General features: G+C 27.7%; 9 protein-coding genes. All 9 read left to right on the top strand.

Features of this window, described 5'->3' with window-relative positions; all coding sequences use genetic code 11:
- Nucleotides 1-103: 103 nt before the first annotated feature.
- The 9 genes from C8E03_RS16010 (at nt 104) to C8E03_RS16050 (ending at nt 13,562) form a co-directional block, all read left to right on the top strand.
- Complete coding sequence (locus C8E03_RS16010; RefSeq protein WP_110291558.1) at nt 104-892, top strand: EpsG family protein; 789 nt, start codon at nt 104-106, stop codon at nt 890-892.
- Between the two features lie 247 nt (nt 893-1,139).
- On the top strand, nt 1,140-2,102 hold the full coding sequence (locus C8E03_RS16015) for a glycosyltransferase family 2 protein (RefSeq protein WP_110291559.1): 963 nt from the start codon (nt 1,140-1,142) through the stop codon (nt 2,100-2,102).
- A 213-nt stretch (nt 2,103-2,315) separates the two neighbouring features.
- Nucleotides 2,316-3,521, top strand: coding sequence for a polysaccharide biosynthesis protein (locus C8E03_RS16020; protein WP_146212338.1), 1,206 nt, complete (start codon nt 2,316-2,318; stop codon nt 3,519-3,521).
- Nucleotides 3,522-3,524: 3 nt separating this feature from the next.
- Nucleotides 3,525-4,097: an acyltransferase gene (locus C8E03_RS16025; RefSeq protein ID WP_110291561.1), complete on the top strand. Its 573-nt coding sequence runs from the start codon at nt 3,525-3,527 to the stop codon at nt 4,095-4,097.
- Between the two features lie 5 nt (nt 4,098-4,102).
- On the top strand, nt 4,103-5,209 hold the full coding sequence (locus C8E03_RS16030) for a DegT/DnrJ/EryC1/StrS family aminotransferase (RefSeq protein ID WP_110291562.1): 1,107 nt from the start codon (nt 4,103-4,105) through the stop codon (nt 5,207-5,209).
- A 57-nt stretch (nt 5,210-5,266) separates the two neighbouring features.
- Nucleotides 5,267-6,664 (top strand): hypothetical protein, encoded by a 1,398-nt coding sequence (locus C8E03_RS16035; protein WP_110291563.1) that lies wholly within the window; start codon nt 5,267-5,269, stop codon nt 6,662-6,664.
- A gap of 139 nt (nt 6,665-6,803) precedes the next feature.
- A complete protein-coding gene (locus tag C8E03_RS16040; RefSeq protein WP_110291564.1) occupies nt 6,804-9,917 on the top strand; it encodes a glycoside hydrolase family protein in 3,114 nt (1,037 codons plus the stop codon).
- Between the two features lie 191 nt (nt 9,918-10,108).
- On the top strand, nt 10,109-11,638 hold the full coding sequence (locus tag C8E03_RS16045) for a glycoside hydrolase family 130 protein (protein WP_094375854.1): 1,530 nt from the start codon (nt 10,109-10,111) through the stop codon (nt 11,636-11,638).
- A 31-nt stretch (nt 11,639-11,669) separates the two neighbouring features.
- The gene (locus C8E03_RS16050; RefSeq protein WP_094375855.1) at nt 11,670-13,562 is read left to right on the top strand and encodes a DUF6056 family protein; all 1,893 of its coding nucleotides are present in this window, start codon (nt 11,670-11,672) and stop codon (nt 13,560-13,562) included.
- The last annotated feature ends 7 nt before the right edge of the window (nt 13,563-13,569 follow it).

The following is a 13,569-nucleotide window of genomic DNA, read 5'->3' on the forward strand; positions in this document are numbered from 1 at the left end:
GGGCTGTCATTTTTTCTAGCCATAAAAAAACCTCCAAACTGTGTAAGTTTATCTTACATCAGTTTGAAGGTTTACACAAACTTTGGGATAGTCCCTTGTAAAACTGACTAATCGTCCACAAATTGTTTATAGTTTTATATTTATATATTCCTTAATAGATTATATTGTACAATTAAAAAACTTTGCAGCCTTTACAGTATTAATTTTTGGATTACATTATCTTATTGAGGATGACATTAAAAGCATTATTAAATATGTTTTATGTATATGTTTAGCAAGTACGTTACATAGTGGCTATATAATATATTTTTTGCTAATTTTAGTTCGTTTTATGCGTAAAAATAAAAAATTTATAATAATATATTTGTTTAGCTTACCAGTTTTTTCTTTGTTACTTCCAATTTTGATTGATATTATTGGTCGACTAGTCACCACAGATGCAGTAGTAAACTTATATTTAAGTAATTTTACAAAGATGAGTACTATAATTGTACTTATTGTATGGCAATTAGTTGGGTGTATTTTAGTTTTCCTTTATACTAGTAACTATTCGTTAACTTTTAAAAGTAATTTTATAAAAAAATATAATTTAAATAAGTATGAAAGTAAAGTTATTGAATTAACTATATTGATAAATATATGCATGATTATAATATTTTGTTTTTATCCTATTGATGTGGTTTTTCAGAGAATTTCTAGAAATGTATTAACTCTAGATTCAATAGCTTTTTCTGTTATGTGGAAATACGCTCAAAAAAATGAAAAATATGGACAAATAGCGATATGGATATTGTATTTAATTGTAACAGCATGTGCGTTTTATCCATTAAAAAATATAGAATGGATTAATATCCATAGGATGGCATTAGAAAATAATATATTTTGGAAATAACTTAGTTATGATATTAAAAATGTTTTTTCCAATAAAGAGTTAATTTTTCGGAATTATTTTTGAATTACATAGATTATAAGACTTTGAGCGTACTTAAATAAAGATTATGAAAATTTAAGTAGACAAAAGTTTTTATTTGATCAGGAATCAATAGAATTTAGCAGTGTGAAAAGATAAATCGCCATTTTTGGGATGGTAGTCAGGATGAAACAAAAATATTCAATGAGTTTAATAAGGAGATAACAACATGGATATAATAATTAGCATTTGTTGCATAACCTACAATCATGAAAAATATATTAGAGATACATTAGAGGGGATTTTGTGTCAGAAGTTTGACAAACCATATGAAATTATAATACACGATGATGCTTCAAGTGACGGAACTGTAGAGATACTTAGAGAGTATCAAGGGAAATATCCTGATAAGATAAGATTGTTATTAGAAGAGGAAAATCAATATAAGTATGGGAAAAAAATGTTTTATACAGATATAGCAGTTGCAAAAGGAAAATATATTGCATTATGTGAAGGTGATGATTATTGGTGCGATGAAAACAAATTGAAAAAGCAATATGATTTCATAGAAAAAAATTCGGAAATTACATATTTATGTCATGCAACATACATGAATATATATGGAAAGAAAAAAATGAAAGAGTTAAGAGCGGGAGAGTGTGATCATGTTATAGAATTGCGCGAAGTTTTAGAGAGAGGAAAGATGTACCCAACAGCGTCGTTATTTCTAAAGCGTGATAGTTTTAGAAACATACCTAAATTTTATTTAGAGGCACCTGTAGAAGATGAACCAATTAAATTATTATGTTTGTCACAAGGAAAAGGATTTTATATAAATGAATTAATGTGTGTATATCGAAAGAATCACCCAGGCAGTTGGAATAATATTATAAAGCATCAGAAAAAAAAGAGACTAGATCACCATAATGATAAGAAAAAAATGTATCAAGAATTTGATAAATATACAAAAGGAATTTATAGAAATTCTATAGAGCAAGCTATAACATTAGAAAATTTTAATATTATTATGACAAATAGAACATTTAAAGAATTACGTAGTAGTAAATATAAATTGATAATAGATAATCTTAATTTTAAATCAAAAGTAAGAGTGTACATAGCGGCTTATATTCCTAAAGTATATAAGACTGTTTTAAATATTTATAAAGTATGTACTAGAAAAGGCGATTAGTTAAAAATGGATAGAAAAAACACAGGATTTAAAAGAAATATAATATTTGCATTTAGTGCTCAAAGTATTTCATTGTTACTTAGCTTAATGATGGCACTTATAATACCTAAAATTATTGGTGTGGAGCAATATGGATTTTGGCAGTTATTTTTGTTTTATGCAGGATATGTAGGATATGCATTGCTTGGAGTTAATGATGGTATTTACTTAAGAATGGGTGGACAAGATTATAGAAAATTGAATTATAAAAAGATCAGTACACAATATTGGATATCTATGTTTGAACAAATAGTTTTTGCAGCAATTTCAGCATTTGTATTATTTAATTGTATTGAGAATTTTGAAAGGAAATTTGTATTTTTAGCAGTTTGCATTTTTTGGATTATTAATAATGCAACTGGTTTTTTATCATCAGTTTTACAAGCGGTAAATAGAACGTACCAGTTTTCATTAAGTGTTATGCTGGAAAAGATATTTTTTATAGTGTTCATATTAGTTGTTATTATACTCAATAATATAAATTATAATAGTATAATTATAGGGTATATATTGTCAAGGATTATAGCCCTTATATATAGTATTTATTGTTGCAAAGAGATTGTTTCCTGTGGAATTTATTATAGCAGAGAAATTCTTATTGACAGAGTGGAAAACATAAAGGTTGGTGCAATTTTACTATTATCTGGAGTTGTCAGTGTTCTTATTTTGGGAATAGGAAGACAAATTATAGATTGGCATTGGGGAGTTGAAACTTTTGCTATTATTTCTTTTTCACTTTCTATAACCAACTTTTTTTTGCAATTTATTAATCAGATTAGTATGGTAATGTTTCCGATGCTTAGAATAACAAATGATAATGTGAAAGCAGAGATATATCAAATTGCAAGAATTATTTTATCGCATTTATTGACTGGAATTTTATTATTATATTTTCCGATTGTTAATATATTACAAATTTGGTTACCGGAATATCAAAAAAGTTTTAAATATTTAATATTAACTCTTATAATTTGCATTTTTGATGGTAAAATGCAAATGTTATTTTCTACATATATGAAGGTCTTTAGAAAAGAGAAAGTGTTATTAGCTATCAATGTCGTTTCGCTTATATTCAGCGCAATTTTAAGCTTTGTGAGTGCATATATATTTAGAGATTTTACAATGGTAGTTTTTGGCATGGCATTATCAATAGCTATTAGAAGTATAATTTCTGAAATATATTTAGGCAATATGTTAAACCAAAAATTTTATAAGTTATTGTTTACAGAAATCTTTTTATCAGCATTTTTTGTGCTAAGTTTCTGGTTATATGGAGGAACAAAGAGTTTTGTATTTTATTTTGTTTTGTATTTATTAAGTTTATATATAGATAAGAAAAATATTAAATTGATTTTAAAATATATCAAGAAAAGGAGATAATGTATGGAGAGCTTTTATACTATTGAAGAGTTAAATAGTCTGGGATTAAAGAATTTTGGAAAAAATGTTAAAATTAGTAGAAAGGCTAGTCTATATGAATGCTATAATATTGAACTAGGAAATAATGTTCGCATTGATGACTTTTGTATATTAAGTGGAAAAATAATTATAGGAAATTATATTCATATTGCTGCATATACAGGATTATTCGGGGGAGATGAAGATGCAGGAATAGAAATTAAAGATTTTGCTAATATATCTTCAAGAGTTACAATATATGCAATTAGTGATGACTATTCAGGCGAATCTATGACTAGTCCATTAATTCCTGAACAATATAAGAAACTGGAGAAAAAGAAAGTTATAATAGAAAAAAATACAATTATTGGAACTGGAACAAGTATACTTCCTGGGGTGACTATATCAGAAGGTTGCGCAATAGGAGCAATGAGTCTTGTTAATGAAACGACTGATATGTGGAAAATATACGTAGGTATTCCAGTAAGGTTTTTAAAAAATAGAAAACAAGATTTATTAAAAACAGAGATCGAATTTATAAAGAATAGAAAGGAATAAGAGGAATGGAAAAAATACAGGTTACAAAATCGTCAATGCCTAGTTATGAGGAATATATTGAAGAGATTAAACCAATATGGGATTCTCATTGGTTGACCAATATGGGAGTTTTTCACCAACGACTTCAAGAGCAATTAAAAGAGTATTTACAAGTTGAACGATTATCATTATTTGTAAATGGACATATGGCATTAGAGTTGGCAATACAGGCGATGAACTTATCGGGAGAAGTAATTACTACACCTTTTACTTTTGCTTCTACTACGCATGCAATAGTACGTAATAATTTAACACCAGTTTTTTGTGATATAAGACCAGATACGTATACGATTGATGAAGAAAAAATTGAGGCATTGATTACAGATAGAACAGCCGCAATTATTCCAGTTCACGTATATGGAAACGTATGTGAAATAGAGAAAATTGAAGCTATTGCAAAAAAATATTGTCTAAAAGTCATCTACGATGCAGCACATGCATTTGGTATTAAATATAAAGGGAAAGGAATTGGAACATATGGAGATGCGTCCATGTTTAGTTTTCATGCAACAAAGGTTTTTAATACGATAGAAGGTGGTGCTATCTGCTATGGGGATAAAGAATTTGAAAAGCTTTTATCTCAACTAAAAAATTTTGGTATTAGAGATGAAGAGATTGTAGATGGAGTGGGTTCTAATGCAAAAATGAATGAGTTTCAAGCTGCAATGGGAATCTGCAACTTAAGACACGTTGAGGAAGATATTAAAATCAGAAAGGCAATAGTGGGACAATATAGAAAGAAATTAGCTGATGTAAAGGGAATAAAGCTACCGTGTATTCAAGGAGATGTTGATTCTAATTATGCATATTTTTCGATTGTAATAGACGAAAAAGAATTTGGAACAACAAGAAATTATGTTTATGATAAATTAAAGGAGCATAGTGTATATACACGTAAGTATTTTTACCCATTAACAAATACTTTTGATTGCTTTCGTGGAAAATATAATGTTGAGGATACTCCTATTGCATTGTATATTTCAAAAAGAGTATTAGCACTACCATTATATACGGATTTATCTATGGATAAAGTTGAATTTATTTGCGATAAAATTAAAGACATACAAAGATAAAAATGGAGTTGGAAGTAATAATCAATAGAATTTTGTAGAAAAGGAGAGTTAGAAATAATGAACTATACAAATAATAAAGATATTAGCATTGAAGAACTATTTTGGGAGATAATACAAAATTGGAGAATGGTTATTATATTTTCATTAACATTTGCATTAATATTAAGTGGATTAACTTATATAAAAGATACAAATAATTATGAGAATATGATTAAAAATCAAGATGAAAATGAAGAGGATACTTTAACAAGTGAAGAATTAAATGAGATAGTTACTATAAAAAAATCGGAAGAATTTCTAAAAAATAATATTAATTATATCACGGATTCAAAACTAATGAATATAGATCCATATTGTACTAAGGTAGCAATTATTAACTACTATATAGACTCTGATTACACTTCAGAATCTAGTTATGAAACCCCATTGAACAATACTAACAATTTTGTGAACGCTTATGTAAAAAAACTTAAAAGTGAAAATTTAGCAAAAATTGTATCGGAGTGTAGTAATGAAAAATTGGATTTAGTATTTGCGAAAGAACTTATAAAAATTTATACAGATGAAGATGCTATATTTACTGTAGAAATTGTATATGATGACATCTTAAATCTTAATGATATGATAGAAAAAATTAAGGCAGAGATTGAGGAAACAAATATAGAAATTAACCAGTCTATAGGAAGTCACAATTTGAAATTTTTATCAGAACACATTTGTGAAGAAACAGATTTTGATTTAGCCACTATGCAAAAGGATCAGATGGAATCAATTTATAATTTAAATGAAAAAATTAATGTTTTAAAAAGTAATTTGAATGAAAAACAACTGAAAGCTTTAGAAGAAGAGTATATTGATGAAAATACTTTAGAAATTAGCAAACCAGTTTTAAGTAAAAAATACGCTTTAATAGGAGGCGTACTTGGAATTACTATAGCGTGTATATTAGTGGCATTAAGAACTCTTTTTAGTACTAAACTTACAATGCCTGAAAATATTTTGAAAGTTTTTAACGTAAAATTGTTGGGCTATATTAAAAAAGACGAGGAAATCAGGAAACGATTATTTTGCCATATAGATAAAATGATTTTAAAATTAAAAGATGGACAAAGACAAAAAGCTGATGTTAAACTTCAGATAGAATTATTAGCGGGTAATATACAATTAATATGGGATAAATATAATGAGGAAAATATATATTTAACAAGTAGCAATATAGAGTATATTAATGATAAAATAGTTCAGGATATAGTTGCTCAATTACAAAAATATGGTTTTAAAGTAAAATTAGGTACTGATATCTTAGAAAATATAAGCTCATTAAAAGAAATGATTCAAATGAAAAATGTAATTATAGTGGAAAAATTGGGATGTTCAAAATATTCAGAGATAGAAAGAGAATTAAATAAAATTAGAGAGCTTGAAGTAAATCTTTTGGGAGGAGTAATTATTTAAATGTTATATACATCTGATAGAGAAATTAATCTTTGAGTTTTCAAATAGAATATCTTAAAGGCTCGTTTATGACAAAAATATTATATTCTATTATATGTAATGTAAGAATTAGCTAAATATAGAACTAGAGGTTTTAATAATGAGATGTTACCATAGAATTAAATTAAATATACACAAAGTAGTGTTTATGCTGATTGGAATATTTATATCAATCTATTTTGCGGCATATATGGTAAACCTATGGGGAGTAACTGAAAATAATGTAGAGAAAAAATATGTTTTAGACGCTGTCCCTAGTTTGAACGATGATGTTAAAAAGGAAAATAATGAATATGATATATTGAATAATGATGTAACAATTAATTTCTATGTTACTAATGCCGATAATTATAATTATTTGTTAATTAATTTCTTGTCTGATAATATAAACGAAAAAGCAAAATTATATTTTTATGACGATATGGGACATATATTAGAAGAAAAAGAAATTGAACTTTCTGGAAGTACTGAACTTTTAAAAATTTCGCAAGATGGATTTTCATATATTAAAGTTAATTTTAAAAATATGTCTAATATAAGTTTTAAGATACAAAAAATGCAATTTCGTTCTGAGTTGGCATTTAGTAATTGGGTTTTATTTGCAAAATATGTATGTGTTTGTTTTATAGTTTATATAAGCTTGAGTATAGGGTTGAGTAAATTTTTTCGTTATAAAAACATAGTATTTAAATACTATGTTTTAAGTGATGTATTAATATATATTTATGACATGCTAAAGAGAATTTTATTTAAAGAAATCAAGTATATAAGTAAATATTACTATATTGTAACATGTACTATTGTTACGACTTTATTATTAGTATTTTATAAAATGTATTCGATTTCTTATGATGTACAATATATTGAATTAATTATATACATAACTATAGGCATATTTTTGATTACAAAATTATTATCTAAAGAAAACAATATAAGGGTAAAATGGAATAACCCTTTAGCGATGTCTTGGATTATTTTAAGTGTGCTTATGATTATTTCTGAAATATTTACTGATCAAACAAAAGGCATGATTGGATATTTTAATTTAGGCGTTTTAGGCATTTATTTTTATATTACAGGGAAAATTGAGAAACGTGAAAAAGTTCTGAATTATTTAAGAACGGCAATTTTAATTACTTTTATACCTTGCATAATTAAATGTTTGTTTTTTTATAATGAGTCCCAAGGAATTTTGCGCTATGCAGGTCTGTATAGTAATTCTAATCAGTTTGCAGGATATGTTATAGTTGTTTTTGCGGTATTGATATCTGATTTAGATTATTATGTTGAGTTAAAACAAATAAAATCAGGTTTAGTGTTTAACAATGTTTTATTGGGATTTGCTTCTTGTTTTTTATGGTTAACTCAAACTAGGACAACTTTATTGGCAATGTTATTAATTATATTTTTAGAAATAGCTAAAATTTATATTATGAGGAAGAAATATTCTGAAAAGCTTAAAAATATAATTATAATTATTTTCATGTTGGTAATTATACCAATAACATGGGAAGTTAGTATTTGGTCAATCAATAATATATCATTAAAAAATAGTAATCAAAAGATAGTTGTCAAACAAATCGACAACGTATCGATTCCAGTATATGCAGCCGAAGATAGTAATAGAATAGTAAAAACATTAAAAAATTCTTCTTCATTAGGGCAATTTAGCAACAATAGATTTGATTTTTGGATGACATATATTAGAAATATGAATTTAGTTGGACACAAAGATTTTTTATATATGGAGTCTATATCAAGTGCATCACCTTCTCACAACGCTATTATTGGAATGATGTACAAATATGGTATCTTTACTGGTATACCTTATATAATTATGTTATTTTTTTCTTTTTGGTATGCCATTAAGTATTTTATTAATAATTCTTATAAGAAAAAAAATGCTATGTTACCATTAAACATAGTAATAGCATTTATTATGTGTGCATTGTTAGATACTATGGATGAGAGACCATTCTGGAAAATGTTATGGCTAGTATACTATCTAATAGTTGGATTTCTAATGAATATGGAAAATGAGGAAGATGCAGATGAATGTTTAAATATTAATAATTATAATGAAGTTTATTATCTTGGATGTAATAAACTAGAAAAATATACCATTACACTTGGACTAATTCTATTAATAGTACTTCATGTCGGTAAATTTATATATATAGGAGTTAACTGGTGGGAATCTAGAATTTCCAAGAATAGCATATACTTTAAGAAAATATCAAATGAAACTGTACAAAATGTACCACTGTGGTTGACATCTATTTATGATAGTAATCAGTTTATATCAGAAGAAGAAACAATGCCAGAAGAATTACAAGGCTATAATCCAGATTATTTTATGTATAACGGAATTAATTATGTATATTATCAAGATATAGATAGTAATCAGGTAGCACTGGCTGCATCGAAAGATGATAATGAGTGGAAAATATATAAAGATCCTATTTTAAAACTTGGAAAGACAGGAGCTTTTGATGATACAGCTATTATTAAATCAGATGTGGTATATGTAGCGCCCTATTATTATATGATTTATATTGGAGAGAATTCAGAATTAAAGCGACAAATTGGAATAGCTGTGTCAAACGACGGAATTATCTGGACCAAAAAGAATGTTAGAGGAACATTCAAGGAGGAATATGTAGAAGATATTAGCGCTGAATATGATGTTGAGGCGGGAATTATTAAGCTGGAATATATCAAAGGTAGCTTGGATGTTGTCAAAGCGGATATAAATGTATCTCAAAATCGAGATATGTTTAATTTTGATACAGAAGCAGATTGGACAACATCATTAGTAAGCAGTGAAGAGGTATTGTCAGGCTCATATGGAATAGAAGGAGATGCTGGAAGCAAGAATGTATGGATGCAATCGGAAGCTTCTGTTGATTTATATTATAATGATGATGCATCAAAGCTCATTCTTAACGGATATATGCCATTAGATATATATATGCAGAAGAATATAAATGCTGTAACACTGAATGTGAAAATTAATGGAGAAGAGGTATATAAAAAGATATTTAATTCATCAGAAGTTTTTCAGATAGAAATTCCGATTGATACCTTAGAGAGACAGGGTGATTCCATGCATATTGAATTGTCTACAGATTATGATTTCATACCTAAAAAATGGGGTATCTCCGAGGATGAACGCAACTTATCATATATTATAAATAGTATCAAGCAGGAATAGTCGAAACTCAATATATGATAGTTGTTATATTAGGATAATAGCTTTAACTTTACATTTACCATAATTTGCAATATACTCTAAAATGGAATAAAAACTAATAGAGCTATCATGTTAAAACTTTTTTGTGTAGTAAAGAATAAAAAAAATGATGGAATTTGCGATACTTTACATTATCAAAAGGAGTAAATATAATGAAGAAACGAAATATAAAATTAGTAATTTCTTTGGCATTTTGCGGAAGCTTAATACTATCCTATGTTATAGGACAAGGAATCAAACTAGATCAAAACTCTAAGCCAGGAGATAATAATGCAATTTCTTCAGATTTCAAACTGGAATCAGTGAATAAGTTAGTGAAGTCAGCTCCTTTTGAAATAGTTCAAAAATATGAAAGTCCTGTTTTGGAACGTGGTAGTGACGGAGAATGGGATAGCGTGGACCTATTAAATCCTTCAGTTATAGAGATTAATGGAACATATTATAATTACTACTCTGGATATAATGGTGAGAAGTGGAGCACAGGTCTTGCAACTTCTGAAGATGGAATTTCATGGGAGAAATATGAGAATAATCCAATTCTAACACTGTCTGAGGAAGGATGGGATTCCAATTATATAGCAGCAAATGGATCTGCGGTATATTTTAATAATAAAATATATTACTATTATCAAGGTACGGATGAAGAAGGTTTCTCTCAAATTGGATTGGCAACTTCAGATGATGGAATTGGTTTTACAAAACAGGAAAATACAGTTCTTACTTGTGGAGTGGCTGGAGAATGGGATGGTCAGGCAACTGCAGATCCATATGTAATTGAGCATAATGGAAAGTTATATATGTACTATTTAGGTATGAATGATTTGGGTATTCAAAGGCTTGGAGTAGCAGTATCAGTAGATGGGATAAATTGGATCAAAAGTGTTGCAAATCCAGTCATGGATATTGGTGTAAGAGGAAGCTTTGATGAGAATGGTTTGGGTGAGCCAAGTGTGTATTATGAAGCACCATATTTCTATATGCTATATACAGGAAGAAATGCACAAGAAGTAAGAAATATTGGTCTGGCATATTCGCTTGATGGTATTAATTGGTACAAAAATAATTATGCTGGATTAATAGAATCACAAAACAATACGTGGGATAGCCAAGTAATATGTGATACTACTTTCCTATTTAACAAAGAAAAAGATTTACTATTTGTATGGTATGGTGGTGGTGATAAGGCAGAACCGGCTCAAAATTTAGATGGTAATGTAGGATTATTTACTGTAGATATATCACAGAGTAGAGATATGTACAATTTTAATACAAAAGCTGATTGGAATGTAAGTAAGGTAAGCAGTGAAGATGTATTAAGGGGTTCCTATACAATTGAGGATGGACAAGCATGGGTATCGGATAATATTTCAATTGATTTAACCAATGATACTAATTCTGATACGATAGTAATAAGCGGATATATGCCTTTTCAAATTTATCAGGCTGCTGGTATTGAGAATTTGAAAATGGCCGTTTATATAAACAGTGAGTTAGTGAACGAAAGAATATTTAACTCCGAAGAGTTTTTTGAGTTTACAATTGAAAAGACTGATGAATTGAAATTAATGGATAATTTGAATGTTTGTATTATTACTGACAAAGCGGTTGTTCCGGCACAATTAGGCCTTGGCGAAGATGAGAGAAGACTGGCATGGGTAATAAAAAGTATTTTACAAAATTGAGTTTGTTTGTATAGAGAGGAACGAAATAATAATGTTTAAGTTAAAAAAATGTACTAATAATCAAAAAATAATTTTTGTCTTTGGCATATTTTTATTGTCACTTATTGCAATTCATCGTTGTGTGTGGATGTATTTTGACGATTATGGTTATGCTAGTTTAACATATGGATGGACAGGCAACGAAAATGGAATGAACTATCAGTTACAAGATATTGTAGAATTTCTTAAGTGGCATTATAATAATTGGGGCGGAAGAATACTATATTACTTTGCAGAAATACTTATTTTTAAGATTGGTGGAGTAAGATTGATGCAGATACTACAAGCAATAGTAATATGTATGATTTCTTTTTTTATGTACAAGATTTTGATTCTAGTACCTACTACTCGAAAAGACACAGATCTTTTTACAGCTTTTATGATATGTATCCTTTATGGAACGTTTAATATACTGACTCTTAACGATGGAATATACTGGTATAGTGCTAGTATTTCATATGTATGGTCTTTGCTCCCTTTTTTTGGTGCAATATACTTGTATGAAAGAAGTGAGAATAAAAAATGGTACGAGGTGCTGCTTATATCAGTATTGTATTTTGCTGCGGCATTTTCTCAAGAACAGATGGCATTAATGGCAATAGTATATGTAATAGCAAACTATGTATTCGTGAATATTGGTAAGTTCGGTTTCAAAATAAAGAATTTTAATAAAATTGATTCTATATATTTCATGTCTGCATTATGTGGTGGACTGTTAGAAATATTGGCACCCGGTAATTTTTTGAGAGCAGATAATACAATGTATGAGGAATTTAATAGTTTATCTTTGGTAGAGAAAGTTATTAAAAATACTCCCCAAATAATTAACATTAATATTGGTAAGTATAATACAGCATTTACATTAATTCTTATAATAATTGGAATTTTTATGGCATTAAGATTAAAAAATATAATATTGCAAAAAACAATATCGGTTATCTATGCATTATTTGCAGTATATTTATTAGCTGCTGCTGTTATTACAGTAAATGAAAATATTGATTTTGGAATTAGGTTCATTTGGATAATTATATTTGTATTGCATGTATTAATTCAATACTTTTGTGAAAAAAAGTACATACTTTTAGCATTATTTATAGCAGGATGTTGCTCACAAGGAGCAATGCTTATTACTCCATCAATTTGTACAAGATCACATACTATGTTTGAATTTATATTACACTTATTCATTGTGGAAAATTTAGTTATAGCTATTAATAGTAAAAAAATCAGATTATTTACTAAAGTAGTGATAATAACTATAATAATATTTTCGTGTGTTAATTTTATTACTATTTTTAAAGGTTATTATGATAATTATAATATCAATAAGTATAATGATGAGCAGCTAATAAATGCAAGTAGAAGAATAAAGAATGGAGAAAATATAGGTTCGATAAACATTTATAAGCTAAAGAATGATTTATATGCACAACAAATGCCTTATCATCAAGAGTTTATAATATATTGGATACGTAATTATTTTGAAATACCGGAATATGTTAAAATAAGGTATTTATCAAAAGGTGAATCACAAATTAATACAATAGAAGAATCACAATTTGATACGTTAGAAGGCGATTACTATTCTGATGGGTGGTTTGGGAAAAGTGCTGTGATTTATCCAAGGAATAATACAGGGCAATATGTATTAATTGAAGCATATTGTTTGAAAAATATGTCTGATGTTATATTAACATGTTCAGTTGGTGATGAAGTATATACGTTAGAGGTGAAAGATGAAGTAGAAAATAAGCTTGAAATTTATGTTCCTATAGATGAAGAAATAAAAATAGAGGCATCAAATACGTTTACTCCGAATAATGGTGATAAGCGTGAACTTTCAGTCAAGTTATCTTTAAGTTATGTTGACCTATTGGAATAAAAAATAT

Source organism: Lachnotalea glycerini (assembly GCF_003201285.1).
GTDB classification, from domain to species: Bacteria; Bacillota; Clostridia; order Lachnospirales; family Lachnospiraceae; genus Lachnotalea; species Lachnotalea glycerini.

Coding starts and splice junctions, on each gene's coding strand:
- C8E03_RS16025 (WP_110291561.1), top strand. CDS start 3,525: ATGGAGAGCTTTTATACTATTGAAGAGTTAAATAGTCTGGGATTAAAG.
- C8E03_RS16040 (WP_110291564.1), top strand. CDS start 6,804: ATGAGATGTTACCATAGAATTAAATTAAATATACACAAAGTAGTGTTT.
- C8E03_RS16015 (WP_110291559.1), top strand. CDS start 1,140: ATGGATATAATAATTAGCATTTGTTGCATAACCTACAATCATGAAAAA.
- C8E03_RS16050 (WP_094375855.1), top strand. CDS start 11,670: ATGTTTAAGTTAAAAAAATGTACTAATAATCAAAAAATAATTTTTGTC.
- C8E03_RS16020 (WP_146212338.1), top strand. CDS start 2,316: ATGGGTGGACAAGATTATAGAAAATTGAATTATAAAAAGATCAGTACA.
- C8E03_RS16035 (WP_110291563.1), top strand. CDS start 5,267: ATGAACTATACAAATAATAAAGATATTAGCATTGAAGAACTATTTTGG.
- C8E03_RS16030 (WP_110291562.1), top strand. CDS start 4,103: ATGGAAAAAATACAGGTTACAAAATCGTCAATGCCTAGTTATGAGGAA.
- C8E03_RS16045 (WP_094375854.1), top strand. CDS start 10,109: ATGAAGAAACGAAATATAAAATTAGTAATTTCTTTGGCATTTTGCGGA.